Source organism: Ciceribacter sp. L1K22, from assembly GCF_017599385.1.
Classification (GTDB): domain Bacteria; phylum Pseudomonadota; class Alphaproteobacteria; order Rhizobiales; family Rhizobiaceae; genus Allorhizobium.
On record NZ_JAGFPK010000002.1, the window covers coordinates 770,142 to 785,991 of the forward strand.

A 15,850-nucleotide genomic window follows, 5' to 3' on the forward strand; every position below is an offset into this window, starting at 1 on the left:
ACTCCGCAATACTGTAATTAAACCGGGATCTCGTGATCGTTCGCGAACTGCACCAGCAGATCGCGCGGGCTCACGAGTCCCGCATCGTCGTCGAGCGCCGCGTTGAGACCGGCGGCGAGCCTGTCGACGTCGAGCGCCAGAAGCATCGCCTTGATCGGTCCGATCGCCGTCGGCGACATGGAAATCGACCGGAAGCCGATGCCCATCAACGCCATGGCCGAGAGCGGCCTGCCGGCAATCTCGCCGCAGAGCGTCACCGGGGTATTATTCCGCTCGCCGGCGCGCACGATGTCGCGCAGGATGCGCAGGAACGGCTTGCCGAGCACGTCGAACCGGTCCGCCACCCGCGCATTGCCGCGATCGACCGCCATCGTGAACTGGAAAAGATCGTTGGAACCGACAGAGACGAAGTCCACCTCGTTCATCAGGGCGTCGAGCTGCCAGAGCAGCGCCGGCACTTCCAGCATCGCGCCGAACTGCAATTTCTTCGGCAACTGGTGGCCGAATTTCGAGAGATGCTGCACTTCCTTCTGCATCAGCTCGCGCACCGCCCGGATCTCCAACACCTCGGTGACCATCGGCAGCATCATCTTCAGTTCCGCCCCGGCGGCAGCCTTCAGCAGCGCCCTCAACTGTGTCCGCAAAAGCCCGGGACGGTCGAGCGACAGGCGGATCGCCCGCCAGCCGAGTGCCGGGTTTTCTTCCTCGTGTCCGCGGAAATAGGGCAGCACCTTGTCGCCGCCTATGTCGAGCGTCCGGAAGGTCACGGGCCGCCCTTCAGCCTGCTTCAGCACGCTGCGGTAAAAGTTTTCCTGCTCGTCGGCCTTCGGCATGGTCGAGGAGATCATGAACTGGAGTTCCGTGCGGAACAGGCCGATTCCTTCGGCTCCAGATTCCGACAGCTGCGGCAGATCGACCAGCAGGCCCGCATTCATCTGCAGCTTGATCCGCTTGCCGTCCCTCGTCACAGGCTCGACGTCGCGTAGCGCGCGGAACTGCTCCTGCCGGCGGGCGCGCAGGCGCACCTTTTCTTCGTAGGCCTTCACCAGATCGGCGACGGGGCGCACATGCACCTTGCCGTCATCGCCGTCGATGATCGCCGTGTCGCCGTTTTCCGCAAGCGCCACGGCACCTGCCGCCTGGCCGACGACGGCAATGCCCATCGCCTTGGCGACGATGACGATATGGCTCGTCACCGCCCCGTCCTCGAGCACCAAGCCACGCACATTGCCGCGCGGATAGTCGAGCAGTTCTGCCGCCCCCATGGCGCGCGCGAAGATGATCGCGTCTGTCGGCAGGCCTTCCGCCATGCTCTGCGATGAAAAGCCGGTCAGCTGCCGCAGCAGCCGGTTGGCCAGATCGTCGAAATCATGCATCCGCTCGCGCAGATAGGGGTCGGTCAGGCGCATCATCCGCGCCTTGGTATCGCTCTGCACCTTCTCGACCGCGGCTTCCGCCGTCAGGCCGTTGCGGATCGCCTCTTCCATGCGCCGCACCCAGCCCTGGTCGTGGGCGAACATGCGGTAGGTCTCCAGCACCTCGCGGTGCTCGCCCTCCATGGAAATCTCGCGCCTGGACAGCATGTCGTCGATCGAGAGCCTGAGCGACCCGATCGCTTCCACCAGCTTGCGGATTTCCTTGTCGGCATCCTCGTTCAGCAGGTTGGTGACGACGATGCGCGGCTCGTGCAGCACCACATGGCCGAGCCCGATGCCTTCGGAATAGCTGTCGCCCTCGATCGACACCGGCCGTGTCAGGTCGAGCTCCAGCCCCGGTCGGGTGAGTTTCTTCAGTTCGCCGGTGGCGATCATCTCGGCCAGCACCATGGCGGTCGTTTCAAGCGCCTCGACCTCGTCTTCGCGATAGTTGCGTTGCGCTTTGTTCTGGACGACGAGAACGCCCAAACTGCGGCCGGCCCGCAAGATGGGCACGCCGAGGAAGGAATGGTAGATCTCTTCCCCCGTTTCCGGCAGGTAGCGGAAGGCGGGGTGCGCCTGGGCATCGGAGAGGTTGAGCGGCTGGGCGGACGCCGCGATCGTGCCGACGAGACCCTGGCCCATTTTCAGCTGGGCAAGGTGGACGGCGTCCTTGTTGAGACCCTCGGTAGCGTAGAGTTCGAGCACCCCGTCCGAGCGCAGCACGTAGCAGGAGCAGACCTCCGCCACCATATTGTTGGCGATCTGCCGCACGATGCGATCAAGACGCTCCTGCGGCTCCAGCGGCTCGGCCATGAGCTCGCGAAGCCGTTTCAAAAGGACGCGTGGACCCGCTGAAAGGTCTCTCATCGCCACCATGCTCCGGTATGCAAGAGTTGCGGGAGCGGGCTCGCCGCCCGCCCGGAGGCCGGTTGGCAAGCCCGCTTTATGGAATCAATTCTTATCGAGGCCGTAGCAGGAATGCAAAGTCCGAACCGCGAGCTCCGCGTACGGTCCGTCGATCAGGATCGAGATCTTGATTTCGGACGTCGTGATCGCCTTGATGTTGATGCCCTTGTCGGCGAGCGCCTTGAAGGCGGTCGCCGCGACGCCGGCATGGCTGCGCATGCCGATACCGATGACGGAGACCTTCACCAGGCCCTTCTCGCTCTGCACCACGTCGAAGCCGATCTTGTCCTTGTTGTCCGACAGAACCATGAGCGCCTTGTCGACATCACCGGAGGGAACCGTGAACGTCATGTCGGTCTTCGATCCGTCCTCGGAAATGTTCTGGACGATCATATCGACATTGATGTGGGATTCGGCGAGCGGCCCGAAGATCGCGGCCGACACGCCCGGCCGGTCGGCCAGACGGCGCAGCGAAATCTGGGCTTCATCCTTGGCGTAGGCAATACCGGTGACGACTTCCTGTTCCACGATCTCTTCCTCGTCGCAAATCAATGTACCGGGCGGGTTCAGGAGATCGCCCATGCCCGGCGCATCGGGATCTTCGAAACTGGAGCGCACGAAGGTGCGCACCTTGTGCACCATCGCCAGCTCGACGGAGCGGACCTGCAGCACCTTCGCGCCGAGCGAGGCCATCTCGAGCATTTCCTCGAACGCGATCTTCTTCAGCCGCCGCGCCTTCGGCTCGATGCGCGGGTCGGTCGTGTAGACGCCGTCGACGTCGGTATAGATGTCGCAACGGTCCGCCTTGACAGCCGCCGCGATCGCTACCGCGGAGGTATCCGAACCGCCGCGCCCGAGCGTCGCGATCCGGTTGTCAGGCCCGATGCCCTGGAAGCCGGCGACCACGGCCACCTGTCCCTCGCCCATGCGGCGGATGATGTCGGAGCCGTCGATCTCCTGGATTCGTGCTGCGCCATGCGCGTTGTCGGTCTTGATCGGGATCTGCCAGCCCTGCCAGGAGCGGGCATTGATGCCGATCGACTGCAGCGCGATTGCCAGAAGACCCGACGTCACCTGCTCGCCCGACGCGACGATCGTGTCGTATTCGCGCGCATCGTAGAACGGCGAATTGGCCCCAGCCACCTTGGGCATGGTCTGGACCCAGTCCACGAGTTCGTTCGTCTTCCCCGACATGGCTGAGACGACCACGGCCACTTCATGCCCGGCATCGACTTCGCGTTTGACGTGACGGGCTACGTTGTGGATGCGTTCGAGATTGGCGACCGAGGTGCCGCCGAATTTCATCACGATGCGTGCCATGGGGCCTTACCGATAAACTGTCCGGCGCCCGTCGACGCCGCGAGGAAAACTGCAGGCCGGCGGATAGCCGGTTGGGATGAGAGCAGCGGTCTCATAGCCAAAACGACCGGCAAGTTCAATGGGTGTGGGGGAATAGCGACACAAGCGAAGGACAACAGGCCTTACTGTCGCAATGCGGCACGCTGACGCCGACGTGAAAAAGGCGCCTCACGAGGAGACGCCTTTCTTCAAGTGATTGAGATCCGCCGTTATCGGCGCTGTAGGCAGGCAAAGTCACCCGGCTCGCAAACAGGAACGCGACGTTCATTCGCGTTGGAGCCGTTGCGACCGCCGTTGTTGCGGTCTGCGCCAAGCTCCCGAATGGGATTGCGATTCCGATCGCTGTTTTCACGGGTCTGCTGGCGGCGGTTCTCGCGGGTTTCCTGGCGACGCTCCTGCTCGCGGGCGTTGTCGCGACGCTCCTCCCGGCGCTCTTCGCGCGCGTCCGGCCGGTTGTCGCGGCGCTCCTCGCGGGCGTCACGGCGATCGTCCCTGCGTTCCTCACGCCAGTCCCGACGGTCATCCCTACGGTCTTCCCGACGCTCCTCGCGCCAATCGCGCCGCTCTTCCCGGCGTTCCTGGCGCCATTCGCCGCGGTCGTCCCAGCGGTCGCGGTTGCGGTAAAAATCACGGCCACGATAGTGGCGATCCCAATAGTTGCCCACCGAGAAGGTCACCGTCGGGATGCCGAGCGGGCGATAGTATTCCGGTGCGACATAAACTCGGCGCTGCTGGTAACCAGCCTGCAGGTAGCTGCCGGAGACCCAGCCGCGAATACCGCGAAAGCCGACATCGCACCAGTTGGCGGTGTTGAGGCAACCATAGATGTCGACGCCTGCGCCGGCTGGAATCACTGTCACGGCGGGATAGTTCGTGCTTGGCCCCGCGCGAAGATTCACATTGGCTGTTGCATAACCGTTGGCAGCCTGCGCAAGCGCCGGGAGGCTGACGGCGATCGCCAGTCCTGCTGCAAGAATTCCAAGCCTCTTCATGGCGTTATCTCCTGGTGTGTTTCCTCTGGTGCCGTTCTATCGGCCTCTGTCTGAATGCCGCTTGAACGCGCCGTTCATCGTCCTTGTTCCTTCGCGAAATTTTTTTAACGGCGCCGCGTCCCCCAAAATCCCCGCCGTGAGACACTGCTTTCCGTCCCGCCGCGGATACACCGGAAAGCGTTGCCGGCGAGGTGGGGCCGATGCCATGGTTCGCCGCTGAAACGCGGGCGGAGGACCTTGGGCTGCCCGAACGCGATCCCCCTCCCTGAAAAGGGGCGTGCCTGCGTGGCACAGAGGACCTTCCCCGGAAGGTCGTAGAGGGAAAGGAAAAAGGCGGCAAAAATCGTCGAAACGGGGTGCCTGGCGTACCTTTGTTTTGTTTTCGTCCGGTGCGCCGGGCGCCCCGGCCGCTTCGGCGGCCACCGAGAATGCCGCAGAACACGGGTCCGTCAGGACCGCGTGGGTGCGGAGCCGTGCCCACACACAAGCGAAGAAATCCATCGGATGAGGAAGGGGAGACGGAAATGAATAATGATGCGACGCCCGAAAAGATCGTGGTAACCGAGGAAGAGCTGAGACGCATCGACGAATTTCTCTATCGAAGCGCGATGGACATGTTCTTCCTGTTCAAGCGCCAGCACGCCGACATCCCGCTCTGCCGTGTCCGCGAGTGCCGGCGACGGCGCCTGTGCTCGGGACCGATGCTGCGGTGCGACCGTCCGTTCCTCTCGGTACTGGCGCTGATGTCGGAGGGCGGTTCCCGCCGCGCGGTGACCGAGCTCCCGCTGTGCCTCGCCCTCGGTTCGGACGAACTGGACGACCTTGTGCGCGACCTGGTCCCGGAATTGGTCGATGCATACGGAGATAACATCATCTTCATCGTCAGGTCCGACATCCGCCTGCGCCGCAACCGGCGCACCCGCCGCCGGCATGGGCTCGACCTCTTCGCCCGCAGGCGACCCGACGCCGCACCGCCTCACGATCCCGGCACCGATCCTTGACTTTGCGGCCCGATCGGCCGACTTGAAGGCATGTCATCTTGAGGGAGCTTTCCGATGAGCGAACAGGCTCGCACGACAATCGATCAGGCCGAGGTCGACCGCTTCTCCGCCATGGCGGCCGAGTGGTGGGATCCGACCGGCAAGTTCAAGCCGCTGCACAAGATCAATCCGGTGCGCCTCGAATACATCCGCGACATGGCGTCCGCCCATTTCGGCCGCGAGGCGCTGTCGCACCAGCCGCTCTCCGGTCTCAGGGTCCTCGACATCGGCTGTGGCGGCGGCCTGCTGTCGGAGCCGATCGCCCGCATGGGTGCAGATGTGCTCGGCGCCGACGCCTCGGAGAAGAACATCGGCATCGCCTCTACCCATGCCGCCCAGACCGGCGTCAAGGTCGACTACCGCGCGATGACCGCCGAACAGCTCGCCGCCGCCGGCGAGACCTTCGACATTGTGCTCGCCATGGAGATCGTCGAACACGTGTCCGACGTCGATTTCTTCGTCACCACCTGCGCTTCCATGGTGCGCCCCGGTGGCCTTCTCCTGATGTCCACCATCAACCGCACGCTGAAGGCCGCGGCTCTGGCCATCGTCGGCGCCGAATATGTCCTGCGCTGGCTGCCGCGCGGCACCCACCAGTACGAGAAGCTGGTGCGACCGGAAGAAATCGAGGCGCCGCTGTCGCGCGACGGCCTGACGGTGGTCGAGCGCAAGGGCGTGTTCTTCAACCCGCTGCAGAACCGCTGGAACCTCTCGGCGGACATAGACGTCAACTACATGATCCTCGCCCGGAGGCCGAAAGACTGACGGACGCCAAAAGACCAACATACGAAGGAGTAGACACCATGGGTACACCCGAAGCCGTTCTCGAATGCTGGATGCGTCACGGCCCGGATGCCTGGTTCTCCCGCGACGCAGCGCTTGATGCCGAAATCGCCGACAACTACGCCGACCTGCATCTCGCCGCCTCGTGCTGCGAGCTGTCTTCTTGGGAAGAAAAGCCCGAAAGCACGCTGGCGCTTCTCCTGCTGCTCGACCAGTTCCCGCGCAACCTCTTCCGCGGCAGCGGCCACTCCTACGCCACCGACGGCCTCGCCCGTGCGACAGCCCGCCGAGCGCTGGAAAAAGGCTTCGACCAGCGTGTCGAACCGATCCTGCGCCCGTTCTTCTACCTGCCCTTCGAACATTCGGAGGATATGGAAGACCAGAAGCTCAGCGTCTCCCTGTTCCAGAAGCACCGGGACGAGACCGGCGACGAGGAAACGCTCAAATGGGCCGTCATCCATCTCGAGATCATCGAACGCTTCGGCCGCTTCCCCCACCGCAACGCAGCGCTGGGCCGCGACACCACGCCGGAGGAACAGGCCTATCTGGACGAGGATGGCTTCAAGGGGTGAGGAACGAACCTCGGATAGTGTCGGGGTCAATGCCGTTTCACCGCCCGTCAAACAATGGTAGAATAGCGTGAAACTAGAAGGGATAGACGATGGCCAAACAGAGAGAAGTTGTCGTCAGCCTCGAACCGGGACTTGAGGAATACGTCCGGGAACAGGCAAGGCAGGGAGACTTCGGCTCGCCCTCCGATTTCATAGCATCCGTTCTAAGAGAGCGCTTTGACGATCAGAAGGCCTACAAGGAGCTCGAGAAACAGCTTCAACGAGGTCTTGACGACCTCGACGCGGGAAGGGTGAGGTCAATCGACGACGCTTTCGATGCCGTCTATGTGGAACTCGCTCTCAAACATCGGGCCGGATGAAGGTTGATTTCACAGACGCGGCGACGGAAGACCTAGCGGAAATCGGCCGCTACATCGTCGAACATAATCCATCTCGCGCCCTGTCGTATCTCGAAGAGCTGAGGCAAGCCTGTCTTGAAATAGCCGAAATGCCGGAAGCGTTTGTAATGCTGTCTTCCGTGCGCAGTCGTCGTTTGAGAAAACGGGTATTCGGACGATATCTCATCTTCTACACAACGGAAAACCGTCTCGTTACGATCGTACGGATCATGTCGGGATTACGAGACTACGAACGCATCCTTGAAAAAGGCTCAAGGACGTGAAGGATACGTCATGAGATTGCGGCGCCCGTGTCACGGCGCCATAAGCTTCGCCTGCGCCAGGAGGTCCGCCTGCCCCTCGGCATTGCCCGCCACCAGCGCCTTCAGCCTTCCCCTGTCGATAACGTAAGGCTGACCAGACGGATCGAACGGCTGCTTGAAGGTGAAGGCAAAAGGCGATGCCCCGTGATCGGCGAGATGCTCGAACCGCTCGACGGCCTCAAACCATTCCGGACGCCTGCCGGCCTCGACCCAGAAGAGCACCAGCGGCGGCCAGGCCTGCTCGACGTTCCAGCGGCGCGCATGCTTCAGCGCCTCGGCATGGATGCCAGCATAGGAAAACGCCATCAGGCTCTCAATATCCTGCCAGAGCGACAGCGATGACGGTCCGGCCTCGCGCCCGCTGCCCTTGAGAAATCGCGGAAAGACCTGCTTGCCCCAGCTCTCCGGACCCGGCTCGCCGACATAGCCGGAACGGCCGATAAAGCCGGACGCCCGTGTCGCCGCCTCGAAGTTCAGCGGCTCGCGCTTGAAGAAACCCTCGATGGCAGGATCGCCGTAATCGGCGACATGAATGCCGAAATTGTGGATTGCGAGATGAAAGCCGGTCGACGCCATCAGTTGACGTCGTCGGGCAGCACCGGCAGCGGCGCGATCTCGATACCCTCGTCGATCAGCGACCGCACGTCGTCGGCTGACGCCTGACCGATGATGCCGCGCGCATCTGTCTCGCCGTAGTGGATCTTCCGCGCCTCCTCGGGAAAGCGCTCACCGACATCCTCGCTATTGGCGCGGATCGCGGCAACGGCTTCCTTGATCTTGGCAAAGGCTTCGCGCTGCGCGGCATTCACCGTCAACGCATGCTGCGCGGCCTGCGCTTCCTTCTTCCGCGCTGTCGACACCGAAGGCGCCATCAGCGTCTTGGAGACGTGAAGCGACGAGCAGACCGGACAGGTCAAAAAGCCCGATTCCTTCTGGCGGTCGAAATCGGCACTCTCCGAGAACCAGCCTTCGAATTCGTGACCGTTGTCGCAGATCAATCCATAGCGGATCAAACCGTTACCCCTCCCTTGGCCAGTTCGGGAACGATGTCGAGCGCGAAGTCGCGGCCGTTCTTCAGGTTCGGGATCTTGGCGCGAATCGCCGCCGACATGCCAACGTCGATGTCTGCCACGACAACCGCCTCGCCGGTGCCGCCAGCAGCGGCCAGCACCTTGCCCCAGGGATCGACGATCATCGAATGGCCATAGGTGACCCGACCGTCCTCATGTTGTCCCGCCTGGGCGGCGGCGATGAGGAAGGCGCCGTTCTCGATGGCACGGGCTCGCAGCAGCACCTCCCAGTGGGCCTCACCCGTCTGCTTGGTGAAGGCCGCTGGAACGGTGAGGATCTGCGCCCCGGCCATGGCCTCGGTACGGAAGAGATGCGGGAAGCGTACGTCGTAGCAGATCGCGAAACCAAGCTTGCCGAACGGAAGGTCGGCCACTCGCGCCTCTGCTCCAGGACGATAGGTCGCGCTCTCGCGCCAGCTCTCGCCATTGTCGAGGTCGACGTCGAACATATGGATCTTGTCGTAGCGACAGATCATCTTGCCATCCGGTCCGAACAGGAAACCGCGATTGGCGATCTTCCCGTCGCCGGCGGCGATCGCCGTCGAACCGATATGGACGAAGATCGAGAGGGACCTGGAGAGCTCGGCCGCCTTGCGGACGATGATGTCGTTCTCCTCGTCGCGCAGGTTGGCAAGCAGTGTCGCCCGGTCACGCTGGAGCGCTCCGGTCATTTCGGGCGTCTGGATATAGAGAGCGCCGCGCGCCGCCGCATCGCGCACGAGGCGCTCCATGGTCTCGGCATTGCGCCGCGGGTCGGTGCCCGAACACATCTGGATGGCGGCAACCCTGGTCGTCATCGCGTCAATCCTCAGTTCGCCAGCATCGGGTCGAGGCGCCCGGCATGCTCGAGCGCATAAAGATCGTCGCAGCCGCCGACATGTGTCTCGCCGATGAAGATCTGCGGAAAGGTCGAGCGGCCATTGGCCTTCTGGATCATCTCCTGCCGGAGCTCCGCATTGCCCGTCGCGTCATGCTCGACATAGGCCACACCCTTCTGCTCCAGAAGAGACTTGGCCCGGGCGCAATAGCCGCAGAACTGCCGTGTGTAGATTGTCACCGGCTTCATCGTGATCTCCGTGATAACCGCTGGAAAGTCTAGGAACTTCAAGTCTATGGCTCATATAAGCCCGGAAAGCGCCCTTGCAAAGGTCAAAACCGTCACATCCGCGGCACCGGCCCGCTTCAAGACTCGCGCCGCCGCGCTGACGGTTGCGCCCGTGGTGTAGACATCATCGACCAGCACAAGCCGCCGTCCGAGCACCGTCTCGGCCATGCCCTCGGGCACGCGGAAAGCGCCGCGCACATTCGTCTCGCGCGCCGTGGCCGACAGGCCGACCTGCCGCTGGGTCCGCTTGCTTCGCACCAGCGTGGCGGCAAGGAACGGCCTGTCCGCCAGCCGCGCGACATGGCGGGCAAGTTCGGCCGACTGATTGAACCGGCGGCTGAGGAGCCGGGTCCGGTGCAGCGGCACCGCGATCACGGCATCGCAGGCCGCCAGTTCGGTGGCAGCCGACCGGACCATCCACCTCGCCATCATCGGAGCGAGATCGGTGCGGTCGCGATATTTCAGCTGATGCACCAGTTGGCGCGCCGGTCCATCGTGCAGCGCTACCGAGCGCAGGCGGTCGAAAACGGGCGGTTCGGCCATTGCCTCCGGCGACACGGCCCCCTCTCCTTCCTCATAGGCAAACGGCGTCCCGAGCACTTCGCAATAAGGCCGCTCGATGAACCGCATGCCGGTCCAGCAGGAAGGACAGAGGCCGCCATGCCCGGCGATCGACACACCACAATGGCAGCAGGCTGGAGGATAAAGCAGATCGCGCGCGGTTTCGGCGATCAGTGCCATTCCCCCACCCCAAATGCGCCCTATGATGATCTCGCCGATGACCGTCATGGCTTGACTTTACGAGCCGCAGCGGTCCTTTGCCATCGTGGATTTGTCAGGATAGCAGCATGGAAAAGCTCTTCGATCTCGACCTCGCCGCCGCCAACCGGCGCCGCGCCTTCAGGGCAGGCGATACCAACGCCGCCTTCCTGCTCGACATCGCGGCCCGCGAGCTGGCCGAGCGGCTGTCGCTGGTCGAACGACACTTCGACATTGCCGTCGAGGTCAACGGCGTCACCGGCGCTGCCGCGCGCGAGTGTCTGGCGACCGGCAAGATCGGCCGCATGGTCAGGGTCGAGACCGACGAGCTCTTTGCGGCACCGGGCGAGGAGTTCCTTGCCGCCCCGCTCGAAACCCTGCCGCTCGAGCCGCAATCGGTAAACCTCGTCCTGGCGCCGATGAACCTGCATCTGACCAACGACACGCCCGGCATGCTGATCCAGATGAAGCGGGCGCTGGCAGCCGACGGACTGCTGCTGGCTGCAATCCCGGCCGCGGGAACGCTCGCCGAACTGCGCGACGCGCTGCTTTCCGCCGAAGTCGAGCTCACCGGTGGCGCAAGCCCGAGGGTCATCCCCTTCGCCGACATCCGCGACATCGGCGCCCTGCTGCAGCGCGCCGGGCTGGCGCTGCCCGTCGTCGATGCGCAGGACTACACAGTCCGCTATGATTCGATCTTCCCGTTGATGCGCGACCTCAAGGCCATGGGCATGGCGAACCCGCTCGTCGGTCGCTCGCGCAAACCGGCGAGCCGCGCCCTGTTTGTCCGGGCAGCGGAAATCTACGCCGAGCGCTATTCCGATCCGGACGGCCGGATCAGGGCGACATTCTCGGTGGTCTACGTCTCGGGATGGGCGCCGCATGAAAGCCAGCAGAAACCACTGAAGCCGGGATCGGCGAAAATGCGGCTCGCCGACGCGCTCAATCCGGAAAAAGAGTTGCCCAAGGGCTAAAGCGGGAGGCGAGCGGAAGCTTATTCGCTGGTGGCATCGCTATAGGTCGTGCTGATTGTCGCCCAGGTGTTTTCCACGCCATCGGCCATGGAACTGTACCCACCGACAAGGGCAAGCGAGAGCAGGGCGGCGAGCACGCCGTATTCGACGGCGGTCGCGCCCGACGAGTCGGACAGCAGCTTGATCAGGCGACGCATTCCAGTTTCCCCTCGTTGATGCGTCGTCGCAAGCGCCGTCAACGGCAGCCCGCGCCGCCGTTGTAGCTGTCGACGATGCAGACCGAGCCCGGCGTCTCCTGCAGGATGCTCCTGCGGATCGTGTACCGCTTGGCGCCGTCGGAATTGCCGATCGATCCGGTGGTGATGTTGTCGAAATCATCCGCGGTATAGGCAAGGCTCTTGTTGCCGCCGCCTCCGGCGAGCATCGGCGTCAGGATGAGCGAAAGCGCGATGGCCGCCGTCCCGAACAGCAAAGCCATGTTGAGCACACCGGTCCTGTTGGATTTGGGTTCCTTCCGCTCTGCGGAGCGAACGGTGTCCCAGAAATCCTTGTCCATGTTCAAAGCCTCACGCGGGAGTTACGCACCCGTGGAAGGACCTTGCCCAAAGATGATAAACTTTTTCTTAAGATCGGTGCCCGATTTTAGCCTGTCCTAAAGGAGATCCTGGAGAAACGGGATCAAAGGCTCGTCGGCCGGCGGCATGGGGTAGTCGCGAAGCGCGTTGGCCCGCACCCACTTCACCGCCTGCCCCTCGCGCCCGTGGGGAATACCCTCGTAGCGGCGGCAGATATAGAGCGGCATCAGCAGGTGAAAGTCGTCATAGGTATGGCTGGCGAAGGTCAGCGGCGCAAGGCACGGGACCTTCGTCTGGATGCCGAGTTCCTCGTCGAGCTCGCGCACCAGCGTCTCCTCGGGCGTCTCGCCTGGCTCGACCTTGCCGCCGGGAAACTCCCAGAGACCGGCGAGCGCCTTGCCCTCGGGGCGCTGCGACAGCAGGATGCGGCCGTCGCTGTCGACGAGCGCGCAGGCGGCGACGAGCAGGATCTTGCGTTCGCTCATCCCGCTCTCCCCGGCCGCCAGTAGTGATAACGATAGGCTTCCTTGAAGCCGAACTTGGCATAGAGCGCCAGCGCCGCCGCATTCTCCGCCTCGACCTGCAGCCAGGCGGTACGGGCGCCGCGCAGCCGCGCCCAGCGCAGTGCCGTCGACAAGATCTCGGTTCCAAGGCCCTGCCTGCGGGCGGACGAAGCGACACAGAGCGCGAGAATCCCGGCGAGGTCGTTGTCCTGCACGCAAAGCGCTGTCGCGACCGGACCGGTCTCGGCATCGCCGACCATGAACAGTCCGCTCGGCGGCTTGATCGCCGTCAGCACCTCGGCGAGCCCCGGCTTGGCAGACGGGCTTTCGCCCGACAGCGAGAGATAGGCATCGACGAAGCGGCCGATGTCATGACTTGGCAGATGGTCCATGGTATCGGGCAATTCGCTGGCGGCGAGATCGGTGGTCATGACGACGACGCTCTCGAACCGTTCCCAGCCCTCATGCACGATGTGATCGAGCACCGCCACCGGCGTCAGCGGCGTCTCACGCAGCAGGAGCGGACGGCCATGGGACGCGAAGCGACGGGCGGCCTTGCCGAGACGCTGGGCGATATCGCGGCTGTCGGAGGGATCGAGCGGGACGACGCAGTTCAGCCGCTTGGAGCCATAACCGCCATTCAGGCGTACCTGCCAGCTGCCGTCATACTGGACGGCCGCCGCAGGCCAGGCGCGGAAGCCGACGGCCTCGAGCCGCCGCACCAGGGGCAGGTTCGCCCCGCGCCCCATGTCGGATGCCGGCACCATCAGCTGCGATAATCCCCGTTGATCGCCACGTATTCCTTGGTGAGGTCGCAGGTCCAGACCGTCGCCTTGCCATTGCCGAGACCGATCTCGACCTTGAGCGGAATGTCTTCCTGCTTCATCACGGCGGTTGCCGCAGCTTCCGAATAGTCCGGATCGCGCTCGCCATCGACGGCGACGCGGACGTCGCCGAACCAGATCGCCAGACGGTCGCGGTCGGCCATTTCGCCGGACTTGCCGACCGCCATGACGACGCGGCCCCAGTTGGCGTCCTCGCCGGCGAGGGCGGTCTTGACCAGCGGCGAATTGGCGATCGAAAGCCCGATCCGCTTGGCGGCGGCATCGCTCTCGGCACCGGTGACAGTGATCTCCAGCATCTTGCGGGCGCCCTCGCCGTCCCGAACAACCTGCAAGGCAAGGTCCTTCAGCAGATCGGCAAGTGCCATGCGAAACGAACCGAGCGCCGGATCGTCGGCCGTCTCGATCCGTGCCTGTCCGTCGGTCGAAGCGGCCCCGGTGGCAAACAGCATCAGCGTGTCGGAGGTCGAGGTGTCGCTGTCGACGGTGATGGAATTGAATGTCGCCTCGACCGAACCGGACAGCAGCGCCTGCAGCGCGACCGGCGCGATGTCGGCATCGGTGACCACGAAGGAGAGCATCGTGGCCATGTCGGGGGCGATCATGCCGGCACCCTTGGCGATGCCGTTGATCGTGACCTTGACGCCGCCGATCTCGGCAGAGCGCGTCGCGACCTTGGGATAGGTGTCCGTGGTCATGATCGCCTTGGCGGCTTCGAGCCAAAAATCGCCCGTGGCCGACTTTGCCATGTCGCCCAGCACGCCGGAGAACTTCGTCGCATCGAGCGGCTCGCCGATCACGCCGGTCGAGGCCAGATAGATCTCGTTCTCGCCGCAGCCGAGCGCCTGCGCCGCCGACTTCGCCGTCAGCGCCGTCGACTCGCGGCCCTTCTTGCCAGTGAAGGCATTGGCATTGCCGGAATTGACGACGACGCCCCGGGCCACGCCATGCGGAAGATTGGCGCGGCAGAAGTCGACCGGCGCCGACGGACACTTCGACTTCGTGAACACCCCGGCGACCGAGGCCGGGCGGTCGAACACCATCATCAGCACGTCGGTGCGGTTCTTGTACTTGATGCCGGCGGAGGCCGTTGACATCGATACGCCGCGAACGGCCGGCATGTCGGGATAGGACTTGGGAGCGAGGGGAGATACGGTCGCGGACATGGCTCTGGAACCTGAATGAGAAAGGACCCGCGAAACGCGGGTCCGGCAGAGTTTCGGAATGAAGCCGAAATCAGGGCTTCTTGTTGACGTCCTCGTAGCCCTTGCGGAGTGCCTCGTCGACGATCTCGATCTTGGCCTCGGCCTTGGCCTTCTCGATCAGCTCGAGATACTTGTCGCGCATCACAAGCTGACGAACCTGCTGGCCGACCTCTTCGAGGCTCGGCGGAGCGGCGGTGCGCTTGTCCTCGAGCTTGATGACGTGGAAGCCGAACTGCGACTGCACCGGCGTCTTGGTGTAGGCGCCCTTCTCGAGCGCGAAGGCTGCTTCCTCGAATTCGGGAACCATGCGGCCCCTGGTGAAATAGCCGAGATCGCCGCCTTCCGACTTGTTCGGGTCGGTCGACTTCTCCTTGGCGATCTCGATGAAATCCTTGCCGGCGTCGAGATCGGCGATAATCGCCTTGGCCTCTTCCTCGGTCTTCACGAGGATGTGGCGGGCGCGGACCTCTTCCTGCTGCGGCAGGGCGGCAACTTCCTTGTCGTAGCGCGCCTTCACGTCGGCGTCGGTGACGGCATCGATGACGTGCTTCTTGAAGTAGGCGTTGTGCAGCTCGCGCTCGGCGATGAACTGCATGCGGCGCTGGAAATCGGCGTCATCGCGCATGCCTTCCTTGTCGGCATTGCCGGCAAGCAGCTTGACATCGATGGCACCGGAAAGCGCAGCGACCTTCTTCTGTTCTTCCGGAAGCTGGGCAAGCTGCGGGTCGAGATTGGCAACGGCGAGGTCGAGCTCGGACTGGCGGATTTCCATGTCGCCCACCTTTGCGACGACCGCATCCGCGGCGTCTTCGGCAATGGCGATAACAGGAGCGCCGACGACGGCGAGGCAGGCGGTCAGGGCAAGGATATGTTGGCGCAACATTCAAACTACCTTTCGGATGAAACCATGATTTCGAACCGATCTCGTCCGGTTCAATAGTGTCAAAAGCACGACGGGACGCCACTTTCACGCCGAGTTGTGCCGTTGACATCATTCGACCCCCCTCTTATCTGTCACGCAACCTCGCGTCCAGAGAGTTTCAGGCC

The 15,850-nt window shown here is 63.7% G+C and carries 20 protein-coding genes; 6 read left to right on the top strand and 14 right to left on the bottom strand.

The genetic code is table 11. The features are described 5' to 3' along the window. Nucleotides 1–17 precede the first annotated feature (17 nt). The 3 genes from ptsP to J5J09_RS21490 form a co-directional block, all read right to left on the bottom strand. Nucleotides 18–2,285, bottom strand: a complete 2,268-nt coding sequence (gene ptsP, locus J5J09_RS21480; protein WP_208554266.1) for a phosphoenolpyruvate--protein phosphotransferase — start codon at nucleotides 2,283–2,285, stop codon at nucleotides 18–20. A gap of 84 nt (nucleotides 2,286–2,369) precedes the next feature. Beyond that, nucleotides 2,370–3,644, bottom strand: a complete 1,275-nt coding sequence (locus J5J09_RS21485; RefSeq protein WP_208554267.1) for an aspartate kinase — start codon at nucleotides 3,642–3,644, stop codon at nucleotides 2,370–2,372. 248 nt (nucleotides 3,645–3,892) lie between these two features. Beyond that, nucleotides 3,893–4,675: an SH3 domain-containing protein gene (locus tag J5J09_RS21490; RefSeq protein ID WP_208554268.1), complete on the bottom strand. Its 783-nt coding sequence runs from the start codon at nucleotides 4,673–4,675 to the stop codon at nucleotides 3,893–3,895. Nucleotides 4,676–5,199: 524 nt separating this feature from the next. Here J5J09_RS21490 and J5J09_RS21495 point away from each other — a divergent pair. From J5J09_RS21495 to J5J09_RS21515, 5 genes are all read left to right on the top strand, one after another. Beyond that, on the top strand, nucleotides 5,200–5,676 hold the full coding sequence (locus J5J09_RS21495) for a hypothetical protein (protein WP_208554269.1): 477 nt from the start codon (nucleotides 5,200–5,202) through the stop codon (nucleotides 5,674–5,676). A 54-nt stretch (nucleotides 5,677–5,730) separates the two neighbouring features. Beyond that, complete coding sequence (gene ubiG, locus J5J09_RS21500; RefSeq protein WP_208554270.1) at nucleotides 5,731–6,480, top strand: bifunctional 2-polyprenyl-6-hydroxyphenol methylase/3-demethylubiquinol 3-O-methyltransferase UbiG; 750 nt, start codon at nucleotides 5,731–5,733, stop codon at nucleotides 6,478–6,480. 38 nt (nucleotides 6,481–6,518) lie between these two features. Further along, nucleotides 6,519–7,070 (top strand): DUF924 family protein, encoded by a 552-nt coding sequence (locus J5J09_RS21505; protein WP_208554271.1) that lies wholly within the window; start codon nucleotides 6,519–6,521, stop codon nucleotides 7,068–7,070. 89 nt (nucleotides 7,071–7,159) lie between these two features. After that, the gene (locus tag J5J09_RS21510; protein WP_208554272.1) at nucleotides 7,160–7,429 is read left to right on the top strand and encodes a type II toxin-antitoxin system ParD family antitoxin; all 270 of its coding nucleotides are present in this window, start codon (nucleotides 7,160–7,162) and stop codon (nucleotides 7,427–7,429) included. Continuing rightward, nucleotides 7,426–7,731, top strand: a complete 306-nt coding sequence (locus J5J09_RS21515; RefSeq protein WP_208554273.1) for a type II toxin-antitoxin system RelE/ParE family toxin — start codon at nucleotides 7,426–7,428, stop codon at nucleotides 7,729–7,731. Before J5J09_RS21510 ends, J5J09_RS21515 begins: the two co-directional genes overlap by 4 nt. Before the next feature lie 30 nt (nucleotides 7,732–7,761). Here the strand turns inward: J5J09_RS21515 and J5J09_RS21520 are convergent, their stop codons facing one another. The 5 genes from J5J09_RS21520 to J5J09_RS21540 are packed head-to-tail and all read right to left on the bottom strand — an operon-like array spanning nucleotide 7,762 to nucleotide 10,686. Next, nucleotides 7,762–8,346: a DUF3291 domain-containing protein gene (locus J5J09_RS21520; RefSeq protein WP_208554274.1), complete on the bottom strand. Its 585-nt coding sequence runs from the start codon at nucleotides 8,344–8,346 to the stop codon at nucleotides 7,762–7,764. Next, a complete protein-coding gene (locus J5J09_RS21525; protein ID WP_208554275.1) occupies nucleotides 8,346–8,783 on the bottom strand; it encodes a DUF1178 family protein in 438 nt (145 codons plus the stop codon). The genes J5J09_RS21520 and J5J09_RS21525 overlap by 1 nt, the downstream gene beginning before the upstream one ends. After that, nucleotides 8,780–9,637 carry a carbon-nitrogen hydrolase family protein gene (locus tag J5J09_RS21530; RefSeq protein ID WP_208554276.1) on the bottom strand — a complete coding sequence of 286 codons (858 nt, stop codon included), beginning with the start codon at nucleotides 9,635–9,637 and terminating at the stop codon, nucleotides 8,780–8,782. Before J5J09_RS21530 ends, J5J09_RS21525 begins: the two co-directional genes overlap by 4 nt. 11 nt (nucleotides 9,638–9,648) lie before the next feature. Further along, entirely contained in the window at nucleotides 9,649–9,906 is a 258-nt protein-coding gene (gene grxC / locus J5J09_RS21535; RefSeq protein ID WP_208554277.1) for a glutaredoxin 3, read from the bottom strand. Between the two features lie 51 nt (nucleotides 9,907–9,957). Continuing rightward, nucleotides 9,958–10,686, bottom strand: a complete 729-nt coding sequence (locus J5J09_RS21540) for a ComF family protein (RefSeq protein WP_246746063.1) — start codon at nucleotides 10,684–10,686, stop codon at nucleotides 9,958–9,960. A gap of 107 nt (nucleotides 10,687–10,793) precedes the next feature. On the opposite strand from J5J09_RS21540, the gene J5J09_RS21545 reads away from it, so the two are divergent. Beyond that, nucleotides 10,794–11,678 (top strand): SAM-dependent methyltransferase, encoded by an 885-nt coding sequence (locus J5J09_RS21545; RefSeq protein ID WP_208554279.1) that lies wholly within the window; start codon nucleotides 10,794–10,796, stop codon nucleotides 11,676–11,678. A 20-nt stretch (nucleotides 11,679–11,698) separates the two neighbouring features. On the opposite strand, the gene J5J09_RS21550 is transcribed toward J5J09_RS21545, so the two are convergent. The 6 genes from J5J09_RS21550 to J5J09_RS21575 all read right to left on the bottom strand — a co-directional run bounded on the left by J5J09_RS21550 (nucleotide 11,699) and on the right by J5J09_RS21575 (nucleotide 15,686). After that, the gene (locus tag J5J09_RS21550) at nucleotides 11,699–11,875 is read right to left on the bottom strand and encodes a Flp family type IVb pilin (RefSeq protein WP_208554280.1); all 177 of its coding nucleotides are present in this window, start codon (nucleotides 11,873–11,875) and stop codon (nucleotides 11,699–11,701) included. A 38-nt stretch (nucleotides 11,876–11,913) separates the two neighbouring features. Next, nucleotides 11,914–12,234 carry a hypothetical protein gene (locus tag J5J09_RS21555; protein WP_208554281.1) on the bottom strand — a complete coding sequence of 107 codons (321 nt, stop codon included), beginning with the start codon at nucleotides 12,232–12,234 and terminating at the stop codon, nucleotides 11,914–11,916. Between the two features lie 96 nt (nucleotides 12,235–12,330). Then, nucleotides 12,331–12,738 carry an 8-oxo-dGTP diphosphatase MutT gene (gene mutT / locus J5J09_RS21560; RefSeq protein ID WP_208554282.1) on the bottom strand — a complete coding sequence of 136 codons (408 nt, stop codon included), beginning with the start codon at nucleotides 12,736–12,738 and terminating at the stop codon, nucleotides 12,331–12,333. After that, complete coding sequence (locus tag J5J09_RS21565) at nucleotides 12,735–13,523, bottom strand: GNAT family N-acetyltransferase (protein WP_208554283.1); 789 nt, start codon at nucleotides 13,521–13,523, stop codon at nucleotides 12,735–12,737. Before J5J09_RS21565 ends, mutT begins: the two co-directional genes overlap by 4 nt. Continuing rightward, nucleotides 13,523–14,764, bottom strand: coding sequence for a bifunctional glutamate N-acetyltransferase/amino-acid acetyltransferase ArgJ (argJ, locus tag J5J09_RS21570; RefSeq protein ID WP_208554284.1), 1,242 nt, complete (start codon nucleotides 14,762–14,764; stop codon nucleotides 13,523–13,525). The genes J5J09_RS21565 and argJ overlap by 1 nt, the downstream gene beginning before the upstream one ends. A 70-nt stretch (nucleotides 14,765–14,834) precedes the next feature. Then, on the bottom strand, nucleotides 14,835–15,686 hold the full coding sequence (locus J5J09_RS21575; RefSeq protein ID WP_208554285.1) for a peptidylprolyl isomerase: 852 nt from the start codon (nucleotides 15,684–15,686) through the stop codon (nucleotides 14,835–14,837). Between the last annotated feature and the right edge of the window lie 164 nt (nucleotides 15,687–15,850).